Origin of the sequence: Bradyrhizobium arachidis (assembly GCF_015291705.1) — a bacterium.
Taxonomy (GTDB): domain Bacteria; phylum Pseudomonadota; class Alphaproteobacteria; order Rhizobiales; family Xanthobacteraceae; genus Bradyrhizobium; species Bradyrhizobium arachidis.
Genome location: NZ_CP030050.1, coordinates 1,158,679 through 1,174,952, shown reverse-complemented (window position 1 = coordinate 1,174,952; position 16,274 = coordinate 1,158,679). Strand labels below are relative to the sequence as shown.

Sequence of the window (16,274 nt, the reverse complement as noted above, 5' to 3'; positions counted from 1 at the left end):
ATCTTTCCGGAAAACCGCTTCGCACTTCTCCGGATCATGCTTTAGGGCTTTTCGTCATGACCGACCGACGTCCCCTGCTCCGCGCGCTCTACGACGCCGCCGTTGCTGCCGCCCATCCGAGCACGATCCTTGCGCCGCATCTGCGGCCCCTGCCCAAGGGGCGCGTGATCTGCCTCGCCGCCGGCAAGGGCGCCGGCGCGATGGCCGCCGCGGCGGAGCGGCATTATCTCGACACGCTCGGGCTCGCGCCGGAGCGCCTCGTCGGCATCGCCACCACCCGCCACGGCTATGGCCTGCCGACGCGCCGCATCCGCGTGGTCGAGGCCGGCCATCCCGTGCCTGACGAAGCTGGCCTCAAGGGCGCGGCCGACACGCTCGCGCTCGCGGGCGAGGCCGGGCCCGATGATCTGCTGCTGGTGCTGCTCACCGGCGGCGGCTCGGCGAACTGGATCGCGCCCGTCGACGGCATCAGCTTTGCGCAGAAGCAGGCGGTCAACAAGGCGCTGCTCCGCTCGGGCGCGCCGATCGGCGAGATGAATACGGTGCGCAAGCATCTGTCGCGGATCAAGGGCGGGCGGCTGGCGCGCGCCGGCAAGAATGCCGCCGAGATCGTCACGCTCGCGATCTCCGACGTGCCGCATGACGATCCCTCCGCGATCGCCTCCGGTCCCACCGTGCCGGATCCGACCACGCTCGCCGATGCGCGCGCGATCGTGGCGAAATACAAGCTCGCCATCGACGATGCCGTGCGCCGCGCGCTGGACGATCCCGCCAATGAAAGCTGCAAGCCTGGCGATGGCGCGTTCGCGCGCGCGACGTTCGAGCTGATCGCGCGTCCCAAGCAATCGCTCGATGCGGCGGTGAAGCTCGCTCAGGAGGCCGGCTATGAGACGATCGATCTCGGCGCCGACCTCGAGGGCGAGGCCCGCGAGGTCGCGGCCGATCACGCCAAGCTCGCGCTTGCAGCCCGCGCGCAAGGCAAGCGCGTCGCGATCCTCTCCGGCGGCGAGCTCACGGTCACCGTGCGCGGCAATGGCCGTGGCGGCCCCAACCAGGAATACGCGCTGGCGCTCGCCGAGCTGCTCAAGGACACGCCTGACATCGCGGCGCTCGCCGGCGATACCGACGGCGCCGATGGCGGCGCCGGCCACCCGACCGATCCCGCCGGCGCGCTGATCGATGCGGCGACGTTTGCGAAGATGAAGGCGCTGGGGCTGCAGCCGCAGGCGTATCTCGACAACAACGACGCGACCACGTTCTTCGAGGCGACGGGGGATCTGCTGCAGCCCGGCCCGACGCTGACCAACGTGAACGATATCCGCGTGATCCTGGTGGATTGATATCTCGCCACACGCTCCGCTGCGTTCCCTCCCCCTTGCGGGGGAGGAGGGAGCGCAGTGTGCCGCGCGGTTAGAACTCGGCAGCCTGGAAGCTCGCGAATCATGCTCCGCGGCCGCCCGACAGCCCGCCTCAAAACTCGTTCGCGATCTTCGCGAGCATCCCGATCAGCGCCTCGCGGTTGGCCTGGCCGAGCAGGTCGTTCAGCCGCGCCTCGTGCTTGGTTGCGACGAGCTTCTTGGCGCGGCTCAGCACGGCCTTGCCCTTGTCGGTCAGGACCAGGATGTGCGAGCGGCGGTCGTTGGTGGAGCGGATCCGCGCGCAGAGGTCGCGGCTCTCCAGATTGTCGAGCATGGCCACGAAGTTCGGGCGGAGGATGCCGAGCGTTGAGGCGATCTCGGTCTGGTTACGGCCGGGGTTCTTCTCCACCAGCAGCAGCACCGAGAACTGCGCTGGCGTCAGCTGGAGCGAGGCCATGCAGCGCAAGAAGTTCTCGAACACCTTGAGCTGCGCCCGCTTCAGGACATAGCCCAGCTGCTCTGAGAGTTCGCCGAGCTGGAGGGCCTCGGCCTGCGGCTCGGCCGCGTCCTTGCGGCCCTTGGCCGCGTCGGCGGCCTTTTCGGAAGACTTTTCAGCGGTTTTGGAAACGGTCATCGCCTCGTGCTCGTAATCCCGCTAAATTCGGGACGGGTCGCTTCCCACCCTTGAGATTATATTTGATAATTGTTATGGACCATATCAAATATCGTCAGCGTTTTTCAATGGCTGTGAGCGGACCGTCCACCGCAATCGCGGAGACCGGTCCGGACTTTTGAGGGGGAGCGTCCGGTCTTGAATACCACCATCATGCTGTTCCTGGTGCAGGACGGCATTACCAATGGCGCGATCTACGCGCTGCTCGGCCTCGCGCTGGTGCTGGTGTTCGCCGTCACCCGCGTGATCCTGATTCCCCAGGGCGAGTTCGTCACCTATGGCGCGCTGACCTATGCCTCGCTGGCCGCCGGCCAGATGCCGGGTACGGCCAAGCTCGCGCTGGCGCTGGGCATCGGCGCCTTCGCCTTCGACCTGTTCGTGGCGCGCAAGGCGCTGCATGGGCGGCTGATCGTGCGCAGCCTCCTCACCAACGTCGTGCTGCCGGCCATCGTGCTGGCACTGACGATTTACTTCACCGCCCAGAAGCCGCCGGTCGCGGTCTGCATCGCGCTGGCGCTGGTGATCGTGGCGATGATCGGCGTCTATCTCTACCGCATCGCGTTCCAGCCGCTGGCGCACACCTCCGTGCTGGTGCTGCTGATTGCATCCGTGGGCGTCCACCTCGCGCTGCAGGGCCTCGGCCTGCTGTTCTTCGGCGCCGAAGGCCAGCGCGGACCTGCGGTGCTCTCGGGCGCCTTCACCGCAGGCGCGCTGCGCTTCACCGGCCAGAGCATCACCGTCTACGCCATCACCATCGCCTTCATCATCGGTCTCTGGCTGTTCTTCGGCCTGACGCTCTACGGCAAGGCGCTGCGCGCCACCGCCGTGAACCGGCTGGGAGCGCGGCTCGCCGGCATCCGCACCACGCTGTCGGGGCAGATCGCGTTCCTGCTGGCCTCCGTGATCGGCGCGCTGTCGGGCATCATGATCGTGCCGATCACGACGCTCTACTATGACAGCGGCTTCCTGATCGGCCTGAAGGGCTTTGTCGCCGCGATCATCGGCGGGCTCGTCAGCTATCCCCTCACTGCCGTCGCGGCGCTGGTCGTCGGCATCGTCGAGGCGTTCTCGTCCTTCTATGCCTCCAACTACAAGGAAGTGATCGTTTTCATGCTGCTGATCCCCGTGCTGCTGCTGCGCTCGCTCGCCGCGCCCGCGGTCGAGGAAGAGAAGGACTGACGAGCATGCAGAGCCGGCTTCCCATCCTCGTCTTTGCGCTGGTCATGGCGGCGATCCCGTTCGTCCCGGGCATGCCGCCGTTCTGGATCGTGCTGCTCGACAATATCGGCCTTGCCGCCCTGGTCGCGATGGGCCTCGTGCTGCTCACCGGCGTTGGCGGCCTCACCTCGTTCGGTCAGGCGGCCTTCGTCGGCTTCGGCGCCTACACCACGGCGGTGCTGACGACGACCTACGGCCTGTCGCCGTGGCTGACGCTACCACTGTCGCTCGTGGTCAGCGGAGCGCTGGCGGTGCTGCTCGGGCTGATCACCGTCCGCCTCTCCGGCCATTATTTGCCGCTCGGCACGCTCGCCTGGGGGCTCGGCCTGTTCTACCTCTTCAGCAAGCTGGAATTCCTCGGGAGAAACGACGGCATCTCGGCGATCCCGCCGCTGTCGGTCGGCGCGTTCAAGATGCTCTCGCCCGGATCGATCTATTACGCGATCTGGGTCGCCGTGATCGTCTCGGCGCTTCTGACCATGAACCTTTTGGACTCCCGCACCGGCCGCGCCATCCGCGCGCTCCGGCGCGGCCATGTCGCGGCGGAAGCATTCGGCGTGCACACGCCGCGCGCCAAGCTTCTGGTGTTCATCCATGCCGCGGTGCTCGCCGGCCTCTCCGGCTGGCTCTACGCCCATCTGCAGCGCGCGGTGAACCCGACACCGTTCGGCGCGCAGGCCGGCATCGAATATCTCTTCATCGCGGTGGTCGGCGGCGCGGGCTATGTCTGGGGCGGCGTGCTGGGCGCGGCGATCGTCGTGGTGCTGAAGGAGGTGCTGCAAAGCTACCTGCCGCTGATCCTGCCGGGCTCCGGCCAGGTCGAGACCATCGTGTTCGGCATCATGCTGGTGGCACTGCTGCAGCTCGCGCCCGGCGGCGTCTGGCCCTGGCTGATGTCGTTCCTGCCCGAGCGCAGTGGCGGCAAGAAGCCTGATACCTCGCTGAAGCTGGAGCATCGCACACGCGCGGCTGGCGAGGCCAGCATCCTGCTTCAGGTCGAGAAAGCGCGAAAGCAATTCGGCGGCGTGGTTGCGGTCAACAACGTCTCCTTCGACGTCCAGGCCCGCGAGATCGTCGCGCTGATCGGCCCGAACGGCGCCGGCAAGAGCACGACCTTCAACCTGATCACGGGCGTGTTGTCGGCGACATCAGGCTCGATCTCGGTGCTCGGCAGGAAGGTCGACAAGGCGCCGCCGCAGGAGATCGTCAAGCTCGGCATCAGCAGGACCTTCCAGCATGTGAAGCTGGTGCCTGACATGACCGTGCTGGAGAACGTCGCGATCGGCGCGCATCTGCGCGGCCATTCCGGCCCGATCTCCTCGATGCTGCGGCTCGACCGCGCCGACGAGGCAAAACTGCTCGCCGAGGCCGCACGGCAGATCGAGCGCGTCGGACTTGCCGACCAGATGCATCAGCTCGCAGGCTCGCTGTCGCTCGGCCAGCAGCGCATCGTCGAGATCGCCCGCGCGCTCTGCGTCGATCCGATGCTGCTGCTGCTCGACGAGCCGGCCGCAGGCCTCCGTCACATGGAGAAGCAGCGGCTCGCGACGCTGTTGCGCGAGCTGCGCGACGGCGGCATGAGCGTGCTCCTGGTCGAGCATGACATGGGCTTTGTGATGAACCTCGCCGACCGCATCGTGGTGCTCGATTTCGGCACCAAGATCGCGGAAGGCACGCCCGCGACGATCAAGACCAATCCCGAAGTCATCAAGGCCTATCTCGGAGTGGCGGCATGAGCGCCCTGTTGTCCGTCACCGACGCGCATGTGTCTTACGGCAAGGTCGAGGCCGTGCGCTCGGTCTCACTCGAGGTCGGTGCCAACCAGATCGTCACCATCGTCGGCGCCAACGGCGCCGGCAAGACCACGCTGCTCTCGGCCATCATGGGCATCCTGCCGCTGAAGGGCCGCGTCGCCTTTGCAGGCCAGGATCTCGCCCGCCTCGACATCGAGGACCGCGTCGCGATGGGCCTCGGCCTCGTCCCCGAGCACCGCGAATTGTTCGTGACCATGAATGTCGAGGACAATCTCGAGCTTGGTGCGTTCCGCATCGAGCGGAGCAAGGCGAAAGCCTCGATGGAGCGCGTCTACACGCTGTTCCCGCGGCTGAAGGAGCGGCGCAAGCAGTTCGCCGGCACGCTCTCCGGCGGCGAGCAGCAGATGCTCGCGATGGGCCGCGCGCTGATGGGCGAGCCGAAGCTGCTGATGCTGGACGAGCCGAGCCTTGGCCTTGCCCCGATCATCGTCGCCGACATCTTCCGCATCGTCACCGAGCTGCGCGCTGCCGGCGTCTCGGTGCTGCTGGTCGAGCAGAACGCGCAGGCCGCGCTGAAGATCGCGGACCACGCCTATGTGATGGAGCTCGGCGAGTTCGTGCTCAGCGGCAAGGCCAGCGACATTGCCGCGAACGAGCGGGTGGCGGCGAGCTATCTCGGCTTCCAGCACGAAAGCGCGAGTGTGATCTGATTTCGCGGCTGACTCTTCTTCCCTTCTCCCCTTGCGGGAGAAGGTGGCGCGAAGCACCGGATGAGGGGTTCTCTCCACTCGCCACTGTGTTCGTGAGGATGGAGACCCCTCACCCGTCCCGTCGCCACGCGACGAGCCACCCTCTCCCGCAAGGGGAGAGGGTGCACCGAGCAAGCCGCTCTAGCTTTCGCTAGCGGATGGACTCGCCTTTCCCTTCAGCGCCGCGACCTCCGCTTCCAGCTCTGCGATGCGCTGGTCCCTTGCCGCGAGTGCGGCCGCTACGTCCGGCGCATCGAACTTCTGCGGAATGTGTTGCGGGCAGTTGGTGTCCCAGGCTGCGATCTTGAACAGGATCACCTGCTCCGGCCGGGCGCGATAGCCCTTCGGCATCAGCGCCATCGTCAGCGCCTCGTCGTCCTCGACCACGCGCGCCTCGCCCCAGATCTTCACACGGCGGCGATGGGCGTAGTCCATCACGAAGATGTAGGCCTTGGGATTCTCGGACAGGTTTCCCTGGGTGATGTATTGCCGGTTGCCGGCGTAATCGGCGAAGGCGAGCGTCTGCTTGTCCAGCACCTTCAAGAACCCCTTAGGGCCGCCGCGATGCTGGATGTAGGGCTGACCGTCCGCCGAAGCCGTCGCAAAGTAGAAGCTGTTGGCATCAGCCAGGAACGCCGCAAGGTTCTCGTCGACCTCGGTGCGCCATCCCCGCTGCTCGGCATGGGCATAGCCCTCGCGCGATCCCTTTCGGGCCTGGATCGATTTCACCGCCCGCGAAAAGGCGACGTCGCTGGCATAGGTGTGAACTGCGGTCATCGGAACATCTCCTGAAATTCCGGCGCATTCTCTGCGTCTTTCGGTCACTAAAATGGACCTTCCGGCGATTAAAACAATGTCGGCGCTTGACACTTCATCATTGCGTAATATGCAATAATGCCATGGACCGCCTTGACGCCATGCACGTCTTCGTCACCGTTGCCGACCTGCGCGGGTTTGCGCCAGCTGCGCGAAAACTGCGGCTGTCGCCCTCGGCGGTGACGCGGATGATCGCGTCCCTGGAGGAGCATCTTGGCGCCCGGCTGCTGCAGCGGACCACGCGCCAGGTGAGATTGACCGACGTCGGCACGCGGTATCTGGAGCGCGCCCGGCGCATCCTCGCCGATGTCGAGGAGGCCGACGGCTCGGCGCGCGAGGAGCGCAACCGGCCGAGCGGGCGGCTGGTGGTGTCGGCGCCGGTCGGCTTCGGCCGGCTGCATGTCGGGCCGGTCATGACCGAATATCTGAAACGTTATCCCGAGGTCGCCTGCGAGCTCAGGCTGTCGGACAACCTCGTCAATCTCGTCGAGGACGCGGTCGACGCCGCGGTGCGCATCGGCCATCTCGCCGATTCCTCGCTGGTTGCGCGCCAGGTCGGCGAGATGCGTCGCATCGTGGTGGCCGCGCCGGCCTATCTCAAGCGCCACGGCGAGCCGAGGACGCCGGAGGCGCTGCCCGACCATCAGACCATCCAGTTCGGCCCGTCAGCCAGCTGGCACTTCGTGCAAGATGGCCGCGAGATCGAGGTGACGCCGACCCCGCGCTTCACCAGCAACAGCGCCGACGCAGCGCTGCAATATGCCGAGGCCGGCGGCGGCGTGACGCGCGTGCTCGCCTATCAGGCCGCAGACGGCCTGAAACGCGGGCGGCTGAAGATCCTGCTGGCGAAATACGAGCAGCCGGCGCTGCCGATCCACATCGTCTACCCGACCTCGCGCCTGCTCTCGGCCAAGGTGCGCGCGTTCATCGATCTCGTGGTGGAGACGGCGGAGTGGCGGTTTGGGTGAGGTCTCGTGTCCCGGACGCGCTGCAACGCGTAGCGTTGCTGCGCAGAGCCGGGACCCAGGAGGCCACGCCGTAAGCTGCGGATGGATGGGCCCCGGCTCTGCAGCGCACCGCTGAAGAAGCGCTGCGCTGCGTCCGGAGCACGAGAGTTACCCCGGCTTCGGCACCACGCGGAACGTGCCGCTGGCGCGCGCGATCACGACGCCGTCGGCCTTGATCAGGCACTGAGCGAAGCAGATCGTCTTGCCGGTCTTGATCACGTCGCTCTCGATCGAACACCACTGGCCGATCTCGGCGGAGCCGACGAAATCGACCGAGAGCGAGACCGTCACGAATGACGTGGTCCAGCCCGTCGCCTGTGCGCAGCTATAGCCCATCGCATTGTCGGCGAGCGCGGTGATGAGGCCGCCATGGATCAGGCCGCGACCATTGGTGTGCGGCTTTGCCAGCCGCAGGCCGATGATGACGGCCTTGTCGGTTTTCTTCGCGTAAAGCGGCTCCCAGGGCTCGGTGAGCGGGCTCTTGCGGAACAGCGGCTCGAAGCCGTCGGGGATGTCGGTGGAGGTCATGACTGTCTCGCGTGTGTTTGGCTGCCGCCATTGAACGCGATGTGGGTGACAGTTTCACCGCCTACAAAGTTTTAAACGGGATTTGCGCGGGTGTTTGAAACGGGCGGCACTGCGAGCACAGATGCCGTAGGGTGGGCAAAGGCGCAAAGCGCCGTGCCCACCACCTCTTTCCAACTGAGACTGCTCGTGGGCACGCTTCGCTTTGCCCACCCTACGGCACCGACTTCGCCGCCCTAGAACGGCAGCCCCACGTAATTCTCCGACAACGACGTCATCGCCGCTTGCGACTGCGTGACGTAATCGAGCTCGGCGAGCTGGATCCGTGCGCCGATGGTGCCGGTGTCCGGGAATTTGTGCAGCATCGAGGTCATCCACCAGGAGAACCGCACCGCCTTCCAGACGCGCGCTAGGGCCGTGGCTGAATAGGCGTCGATGCCGGCGCTGGACTTCTCGTCGTAAAATTCCCGTAGCGCGCTCGACAAATAATGCGCATCGCTGGCAGCTAAGTTCAGGCCCTTGGCGCCGGTCGGCGGCACGATATGAGCGGCATCGCCGCACAGGAACATTTTTCCGAAGCGCATCGGCTCGGCGACGAAGCTGCGCAAGGGCGCGATGCTCTTTTCGATCGACGGGCCCGTGACGAGGCTGTCGGCGGCCTCCTGGTCGAGCCGGCTCTTCAATTCGTCCCAGAAGCGGTCGTCCGGCCACTGGTCGACATGGTCGTCGAGCGAGCACTGCACGTAATAGCGGCTGCGCTTCATGGAGCGCATGGTGCAGAGCGCGAAGCCGCGGGCGTGGTTGGAATAGATCAGCTCGTGGCTGACCGGCGGCGTCTCGGAGAGGATGCCGAGCCAGCCGAACGGATAGACCCGCTCGAACTCCTCGATCGCCGAGGCCGGGATGCTGGCGCGGCTGATGCCGTGAAAACCGTCGCAGCCGGCGATGAAATCGCAATCGAGCGTATGGGTGACACCGTCTTTCACATAGGTTACGCGCGGGTGACTGCCGTCGAAATCATGGGGCTGCACGTCCCTGGCTTCATAGACCGACACGAGACCGGCGGCCTTGCGCGCATTCATCAGGTCGAGCGTGACCTCGGTCTGGCCGTAGATCATGACCGTCTTGCCGGTCGCCGCCTTCATGTCGATGCGGTGACGGCGGCCGGAAAAGGCAAGCTCGATGCCCTCATGCACGAGACCCTCGGCATGTGCCCGCGCGCCGGCGCTGATCTGGTCGAGCAGCGCCACGGTTCCCTCCTCCAGGAGACCGGCGCGGATGCGGCCGAGCACGTAGTCCGGGCTCTGCCGCTCCAGAATGACGTTGTCGATGCCGTACGCATGCAGCAGTTGCCCAAGCAACAATCCAGCCGGACCGGCCCCGATGATTGCGACTTTTGTCCGCAATACTTGCTCCCTCTGATTTTGTAGAGTGCGGCGCGGTCACGCTTGTCGCGTCGATCCGCAGACGATAATTATATCATATAATCGTTGGGAAAAAGGGGAACGCTCGTCGCCGCACCGCGACAAACCCATGCAACATGGCTGACGTAGATGACGCGACAAGGTGCGCGCCAGTTCCGGCTTGAACCCGCCGGCCAATTAGATAACATGTTAACTAACGAGACCGGGCCAGTGAAGCCCGCCGTCAGAAAGAGGGAGAGACGTGTGATGAGGAAAGCCTGTCTGGCTTTGCTGCTGGCAGCAAGCGTGACGCCCGCGTTCGCGCAGGACAAGACCTTCGACCTGAAGGTTTCGCACTGGGTGCCGGCGTCGCACCCGCTGCAGAAGTCCCTGGAGGACTGGGTGGCCGCGGTGAACAAGGATTCCGGCGGCACCATCACGGGCAAGGTGTTCCCGGCCCAGCAGCTCGGCAAGGCCTTCGACCATTACGACATGGCGCGCGACGGCATCGCCGACGTCACCTATGTCAATCCTGGCTACCAGCCCGGCCGCTTCCCGATCATCGGCGCCGGCGAATTGCCGTTCCTGATCTCCGACGCCAAGGGCGGCTCGATGGGCCTGGACGCCTGGTATCGCAAATATGCCGAGAAGGAGATGAAGGACGTCAAATACTGCCTCGCCTTCGTCCACTCGCCCTCCTCCTTCCACTCCAAGACCAAGAAGATCGTCATGCCGGAGGACGTGAAGGGCCTGAAGATCCGCCCGGCGCACGCCACCATGGCGAATTTCGTCACCTCGCTCGGCGGCACCAACGTGCAGTCGTCGGCGCCCGAAGTGCGCGACATCATCGAGCGCGGCGTCGCCGACGGCGTCACCTTCCCCTGGGGCTCCCTGGTGCTGTTCGGCATCGACAAGGTGACCAAGTACGACATGGAGGCGCCGCTCTACACCACGACCTTCGTGTTCGTGATCAACAAGGACAAGTACAATGCGATGTCCGACAAGCAGAAGGCCGCGATCGACAAGAACTGCACGGTCGAGATGGCGGGCGCGGTCGGCGAGCATTGGGGCAAGTTCGAGGATGCCGGCATCGACAAGGTGAAGGCGGAATCCGGTCACGAGGTCTACAAGCTGACACCCGAGCAGACCGCCGCCTGGAAGAAGGCCGCCGAGCCGCTGGTGAAGACCTGGGGCGACGGCGCCAAGAAGGCCGGCGCCGATCCGGATGCCGCGCTGAGCGAGCTGAAGGCCTCGCTGAAGAAGTACAACGCGCTGGCGGAGTGAGGCCGCGACGCGATCGGTCTTTCCTCCCCCTCTCCCCGTCCTTACGGGGAGAGGGTTGGGGTGAGGGGCTGCTTTCTACAAAGACGGTGACAGCGCGCTCGCGGAGAGTCCCCCTCACCCGAATTCGAGCTGCGCTCGAATTCGACCTCTCCCCGCAAGCGGGGCGAGGTGAAGTCCGCGGCGAGACCGAGATCAAACAATGAGCTCACACGACGACACACTTCCCATGAAGCGCTCCTGGATGGACCGCATCATCGACACGATCGAATGGATCGCGGCCGGCTTCGTCGGCATCGTCGCGCTCGACATCTTCCTGTCGGTGCTGCTGCGCAACACGCTGAACTATTCGATCCCCGACAGTTTCGACATCGGCCGCATGCTGCTCGGCATCCTCATCTTCTGGGGCATCGCGGCGACCTCCTATCGCGGCACCCACATCACGGTCGACCTCGTCTGGGGCAATGTCGGGCCGCGCTATCAGCGCTGGATCGACGTGTTCGCAACGCTGGTGCTGCTGTTCGTCGTCACGGTGCAGACCTGGACGCTGTTCGACAAGGTGCGCGGCACCTACAACGACAACGTCCAGACCTTCGACATGCATATGCCGACCTGGCCGTTCTTCGCGATCGCCTGGATCGGCGACGTCTCGGCCGTGCTGCTGATCGCGATCCGCACCTACCGATTGATCTTCCATCCCGAAGAGATGCACGACCCCAAGCTGAAGGCGACGGAGTAATCATGAGCACCGATGCCGTTGCCGTTATCGGCTTCGTTTCCCTCTTCGTCCTGATGCTGCTGCGCGTGCCCGTCGGCATGGCCATGGGCCTCGTCGGCGTGTCCGGTTTCGCCTATCTGGTCAACGGAACGGCGGCGCTGAAGCTGGTCGGCCAGACCTCGATGCGCACGGTCACCGACTACACCTTCGGTGTCATCCCGATGTTCCTGCTGATGGGCTCCTTCGTCAGCCATTCCGGCATGAGCCGCGAGCTGTTCCGCGCCGCCAACGGCTTTGTCGGACACTTGCGCGGCGGGCTCGGCATCGCCACCGTCGGTGCCTGCGGCGGCTTTGCCGCGATCTGCGGCTCGTCGGTGGCGACCGCCGCGACCTTCTCCGCGGTCGCCTATCCCGAGATGCGCCGCTTCGGCTATCCGCAGTCCTTTGCGACCGGCGTGATCGCGGCGGGCGGCACGCTGGGGGCGATGCTGCCGCCCTCCACCGTGCTCGCGGTCTACGGCATCATCACCGAGCAGGACATCGGCAAACTCTTCATCGCCGGCATCATTCCGGGCCTGTTGGCGATGACCATGTACATGATCACGATCTTCCTCATCGGATACTTCCGGCCCGACTTCCTGCCCAAGGGCAAGATGTTGCCGTGGCGCGAGCGCTTTGCCGGATTGAAGGACATCTGGGCACCGGTGCTGCTGTTCGTATTCGTGATCGGCGGCCTCTACGGCCTGCCCTTCCTGCCGCGCTTCACGCCGACGGAAGCCGGCGGCGTCGGCGCGGCCGGCGCGTTCATCATCGGCGTCGTCACAGGACGGCTCGACCGCGAGAAGATCCTGGCCTCGCTGCTCCAGGCGACGCGCACCGCGGCCGCGGTGTTCACCGTGCTGATCGGCGCGCTGATCTTCGGCTATTTCCTCACGGTGACGCAGACGCCGCAGAAGGTGACGGAGTTCCTCACCGGGCTCGGCCTCGGCCCCTACGGCGTGCTGGCGCTGATCATGGTGATGTATCTCGTGCTCGGCTGCCTGATGGACGCCATGGCGATGATCATCCTCACCGTGCCGATCATCTTCCCCGTGATCACCCATCTCGGCTTCGACCCGATCTGGTTCGGCGTCATCATCGTCATGACCGTCGAGCTCGGCCTGATCCATCCGCCTGTCGGCATGAACGTCTTTGTCATCAAGAGCGTGGTGAAGGATGTGTCGTTCTCCACCATCTTCAAGGGCGTGATCCCGTTCGTGGCGACGGACCTGATCCGGCTGTTGATCCTGATCGCGTTCCCGCTGCTGGCAACCTGGCTGCCGACGCGGATGATGGCAAATTGACGAGGTGAAGCGATGGCCACACCCATCCTCGAGACCAAATACGTCTTCACCATCACCGCCCGCATCGGCGACGTCGTCACCGCCGGCGAGACCGGGATCGGCGTTCGCCGCATCATTCCGATCATCGGCGGCGAGGTCACGGGTGCGATCACCGGAAAAGTGCTGCCGTTCGGCGCCGACTTCCAGACCATCCGCCCCAACGAGCTGATCGACCTCGAGGCCAAATACGCGTTCGAGACCGACGACGGCGCGACGGTCTATGTCGAGAACAAGGGCCTGCGCTTCGGCCCTGTGGAGCTGCTGCAAAAGCTCAAGCGCGGCGAGCCGGTCGATCCGAAGCTGATCTATTTCCGCACCATGCCGCGGTTCGAGACGGGGCACGAGAAATATCGCTGGCTTATGGAGCACATCTTTGTCGGCTCAGCGGCACGGCATGCGGACCGTGTGATGATCGACGTGCATCAGGTGGTGTGAGCACACACTCCGCCGTCGTCCCTGCGAACGCAGGGACCCATACCGCGTGATCTATTGATTTTGGACTGTCGGTTGTCGAACTAAGAGGCTTCGCCAAACCGCTCCCTGGGGTCATGGGTCCCTGCGTTCGCAGGGACGACACCGGAATTGGAGCAGAATCTTTGCCCATCTGACCGGTACCATCCGCAACTCCCGGGCCGCCCCACCTTGACTCCCCCAAAATTCGTTATACAACATAACTATTCTGACAAGGACGCAAATGACACAGGGAAACGCCGAGACCGCTGATGCGGGCGCCTCCGGACTACTCCGGATCGAGAGGGCGGACCGGGTTCTGACCGTGGGTCTGAACCGGCCGGCCAAGCGCAATGCGCTCAATGACGGCATCATCCTGGAAATCGGCGAGTGTTTTGCCTCCCTGCCCGAGGACATCGGCGCCGTCGTCATCCACGGCATCGGCGACCATTTCTCTTCAGGCCTCGACCTTTCCGAGCTGACCGAGCATGACGCGACCGGCGGCCTCCTGCATTCGCAGATGTGGCACCGGGTGTTCGACCGCATCCAGTACAGCCGCGTGCCGGTCATCGCCGCGCTGAGGGGCGCCGTGATCGGCGGCGGGCTGGAGCTCGCCTGCGCCGCGCATATCCGCGTCGCCGAGCCCTCGACCTATTTCGCGCTGCCGGAGGGGCAGCGCGGCATCTTCGTCGGCGGCGGCGGCTCGGTGCGGCTGCCGCGGCTGATCGGCGTTGCCCGGATGATGGACATGATGCTGACGGGGCGCGTCTACAGCGCCACCGAAGGCGCCTCCTATGGCTTCGCGCAGTATCTGACCGAGGCCGGCAACGGGCTCGGCAAGGCACTGGAGCTTGCAACCAAGATCGCATCCAACGCGCCGCTGACCAATTTCGCCGTGCTCCAGGCACTGCCGATGATCGCGGAGGCTAACCCTCAAACGGGTCTCTTGATGGAGTCGCTCATGGCGACCGTCGCGCAGAGCGACAAGGAGGCAAAACGCAGGATCCGCGAATTCCTCGAGCACAAGACCGCCAAGGTAAAGCCCAAGTCATGAGCGCGCAGCCGTCCTCTTCGTCCAGCATGGAGCGCGGCGCGAGCACTTCCCCGCTGCGGCCCATTTCGTTCGGCGATCCCGTCGTCAATATCGAGCGGCGCGACGACGGCACGATCTATCTCAGACCCAAGCAGCCGCTCGGTGATTATCCGGTCCGTATCACCGACCGCCTGCATCATTGGGCGGCGACGACGCCGGACCGCGTCTTCATGGCCGAGCGCGACGGCGGCCGCTCCTGGCGCAAGATCACCTATGCCGAGCTGCTTACCGCGAGCCGGCACATCGCATCGAGCCTGATCGCGCGCGGCCTGTCGGCCGAGCGGCCGGTCGTGATTCTCTCCGGCAATTCGATCGACCATGTGCTGCTGGCGTTCGGCGCGTTCTATGCCGGCGTTCCATTCTGCCCGGTGTCCCCGGCCTATTCGCTGGTGTCGAAGGACTACGGCAAGCTGTCTTACCTGATGAAGCTGCTGACGCCCGGCCTCGTCTTCGCCGAGGACGCCGACAAGTTCGCCGATGCGCTGGCGGCCAATGTCTCGCTCGGCACCGAGATCGCCGCGTCCTATGGCCACGTGCCGGGCCGCGACGTCACCCTGCTCGCCGATCTCATGGCGACGCCTGTTCGCAGCGATCTCGACGAGGTTCACGGCAAGATCGGCCCCGATACGATCGCAAAATTCCTGCTGACCTCGGGCTCAACAGGCAATCCCAAGGCCGTCATCAACACCCAGCGCATGATCTGCGCCAACCAGGTGATGCTGCGCGAGACGCTCGCCTTCCTCAAGGACGAGCCGCCCGTCATCATCGACTGGCTGCCCTGGAACCACACCTTTGGCGGCAACCACAATATCGGGCTGACGCTCTACAATGGCGGCTCGATGTATCTGGACGCCGGCAAGCCGGTGCCCGGCGGCATCGAGGAGACCGTGCGCAATCTCCAGGAGATTTCGCCGACGGTCTATTTCAATGTGCCCAAGGGCTATGAATCGCTGCTGCCCTATTTGCGCGACGACCAGGGCCTGCGCGCAAAGTTCTTCGATCGCCTGCACGCGATGTTCTTCTCCGGCGCGGCGCTGTCGCCGTTCATCTGGAACAGCCTCGACGAGCTCGCGGTGAAGGAGAAGGGCTATCGCGTGCCGATGCTGACGGGGCTCGGCGCAACCGAGACCGCGCCGTTCTTCATGTCGGTCAATCCGCGCACCAGCCGCTCCGGCCATGTCGGCCTGCCGGTCTCCGGCAACGACGCAAAGCTGGTGCCGAACAACGGCAAGCTGGAGGTGCGCGCCAAGGGGCCGAACGTGATGCCCGGCTACTGGCGCCAGGCCGACATCACCGCAAAATCCTTCGACGAGGAAGGATTTTACAGGATGGGCGATGCGCTCAAACCGTCCGACCCTGATGATCTCAACGCCGGCTTCGATTTCGACGGCCGCGTCAGCGAGGACTTCAAGCTCGCCAGCGGCACGTGGGTCAGCGTCGGCCCGCTGCGCGCGCGCCTCACCGCGGCCTGCGCGCCGCTGGTGCGCGACGTCGTCATCGCCGGCATCAACCGCGATGAGATATCCGCGCTGGTCGTGCTCGATCTCGACGGCTGCCGCCTGGTCAATCCGACGCTGCCGGCGGACGATCTCGTGGTCGCAACACGCGACCGGCTGGTGCGCGAGGCTTTTCGCGAGCGCCTGACGCGCTTCCTCAGCCAGGCCACGGGATCCTCGACCCGGATCACGCGCGCGATCCTGATGGACACGCCGCTCTCGATCGACAAGGGCGAGGTCACCGACAAGGGCTCGATCAACCAGCGCGCGGTGCTGGAGCATCGCACCGCGCTGATCGATGAGCTCTACGCTGCCAATCCGTCTGACCGTGTGATATCGGTCGGCTAGAAA

General features: G+C 65.2%; 15 protein-coding genes. 11 read left to right on the top strand and 4 right to left on the bottom strand.

What is annotated here, in order from left to right:
* The first annotated feature begins 56 nt into the window (after positions 1-56).
* Positions 57-1,340 (top strand): glycerate kinase type-2 family protein, encoded by a 1,284-nt coding sequence (locus WN72_RS05840; RefSeq protein ID WP_092216618.1) that lies wholly within the window; start codon positions 57-59, stop codon positions 1,338-1,340.
* A gap of 130 nt (positions 1,341-1,470) precedes the next feature.
* On the opposite strand, the gene WN72_RS05835 is transcribed toward WN72_RS05840, so the two are convergent.
* Positions 1,471-1,992 (bottom strand): MarR family winged helix-turn-helix transcriptional regulator, encoded by a 522-nt coding sequence (locus WN72_RS05835; protein WP_027561248.1) that lies wholly within the window; start codon positions 1,990-1,992, stop codon positions 1,471-1,473.
* Positions 1,993-2,169: 177 nt separating this feature from the next.
* Here WN72_RS05835 and WN72_RS05830 point away from each other — a divergent pair, with 177 nt between their 5' ends.
* The 3 genes from WN72_RS05830 to WN72_RS05820 are packed head-to-tail and all read left to right on the top strand — an operon-like array spanning position 2,170 to position 5,713.
* Complete coding sequence (locus WN72_RS05830; protein WP_027561249.1) at positions 2,170-3,210, top strand: branched-chain amino acid ABC transporter permease; 1,041 nt, start codon at positions 2,170-2,172, stop codon at positions 3,208-3,210.
* Between the two features lie 5 nt (positions 3,211-3,215).
* Positions 3,216-4,985: a branched-chain amino acid ABC transporter ATP-binding protein/permease gene (locus WN72_RS05825; protein ID WP_092216619.1), complete on the top strand. Its 1,770-nt coding sequence runs from the start codon at positions 3,216-3,218 to the stop codon at positions 4,983-4,985.
* The gene (locus WN72_RS05820; RefSeq protein WP_092216620.1) at positions 4,982-5,713 is read left to right on the top strand and encodes an ABC transporter ATP-binding protein; all 732 of its coding nucleotides are present in this window, start codon (positions 4,982-4,984) and stop codon (positions 5,711-5,713) included. Before WN72_RS05825 ends, WN72_RS05820 begins: the two co-directional genes overlap by 4 nt.
* A 180-nt stretch (positions 5,714-5,893) precedes the next feature.
* On the opposite strand, the gene WN72_RS05815 is transcribed toward WN72_RS05820, so the two are convergent.
* A complete protein-coding gene (locus tag WN72_RS05815) occupies positions 5,894-6,529 on the bottom strand; it encodes a pyridoxamine 5'-phosphate oxidase family protein (protein WP_092216621.1) in 636 nt (211 codons plus the stop codon).
* A 122-nt stretch (positions 6,530-6,651) separates the two neighbouring features.
* Here WN72_RS05815 and WN72_RS05810 point away from each other — a divergent pair, with 122 nt between their 5' ends.
* The gene (locus tag WN72_RS05810; RefSeq protein ID WP_027561252.1) at positions 6,652-7,536 is read left to right on the top strand and encodes a LysR family transcriptional regulator; all 885 of its coding nucleotides are present in this window, start codon (positions 6,652-6,654) and stop codon (positions 7,534-7,536) included.
* 147 nt (positions 7,537-7,683) lie between these two features.
* Here the strand turns inward: WN72_RS05810 and WN72_RS05805 are convergent, their stop codons facing one another.
* Complete coding sequence (locus WN72_RS05805; protein WP_027565041.1) at positions 7,684-8,103, bottom strand: PaaI family thioesterase; 420 nt, start codon at positions 8,101-8,103, stop codon at positions 7,684-7,686.
* A gap of 233 nt (positions 8,104-8,336) precedes the next feature.
* Positions 8,337-9,506, bottom strand: coding sequence for a 4-hydroxybenzoate 3-monooxygenase (pobA, locus tag WN72_RS05800; RefSeq protein ID WP_027565042.1), 1,170 nt, complete (start codon positions 9,504-9,506; stop codon positions 8,337-8,339).
* Between the two features lie 264 nt (positions 9,507-9,770).
* On the opposite strand from pobA, the gene WN72_RS05795 reads away from it, so the two are divergent.
* The 6 genes from WN72_RS05795 to WN72_RS05770 all read left to right on the top strand — a co-directional run bounded on the left by WN72_RS05795 (position 9,771) and on the right by WN72_RS05770 (position 16,271).
* Entirely contained in the window at positions 9,771-10,787 is a 1,017-nt protein-coding gene (locus WN72_RS05795) for a TRAP transporter substrate-binding protein (protein WP_027565043.1), read from the top strand.
* A 226-nt stretch (positions 10,788-11,013) separates the two neighbouring features.
* Complete coding sequence (locus WN72_RS05790; protein WP_027565044.1) at positions 11,014-11,523, top strand: TRAP transporter small permease; 510 nt, start codon at positions 11,014-11,016, stop codon at positions 11,521-11,523.
* A 2-nt stretch (positions 11,524-11,525) separates the two neighbouring features.
* A complete protein-coding gene (locus WN72_RS05785; RefSeq protein ID WP_027565045.1) occupies positions 11,526-12,845 on the top strand; it encodes a TRAP transporter large permease in 1,320 nt (439 codons plus the stop codon).
* Between the two features lie 12 nt (positions 12,846-12,857).
* Positions 12,858-13,319 (top strand): DUF3237 domain-containing protein, encoded by a 462-nt coding sequence (locus WN72_RS05780; RefSeq protein ID WP_092216622.1) that lies wholly within the window; start codon positions 12,858-12,860, stop codon positions 13,317-13,319.
* 259 nt (positions 13,320-13,578) lie between these two features.
* Positions 13,579-14,388, top strand: coding sequence for a crotonase/enoyl-CoA hydratase family protein (locus WN72_RS05775; protein WP_011090568.1), 810 nt, complete (start codon positions 13,579-13,581; stop codon positions 14,386-14,388).
* The gene (locus WN72_RS05770; RefSeq protein WP_092216623.1) at positions 14,385-16,271 is read left to right on the top strand and encodes a feruloyl-CoA synthase; all 1,887 of its coding nucleotides are present in this window, start codon (positions 14,385-14,387) and stop codon (positions 16,269-16,271) included. The genes WN72_RS05775 and WN72_RS05770 overlap by 4 nt, the downstream gene beginning before the upstream one ends.
* Positions 16,272-16,274: the final 3 nt, after the last annotated feature.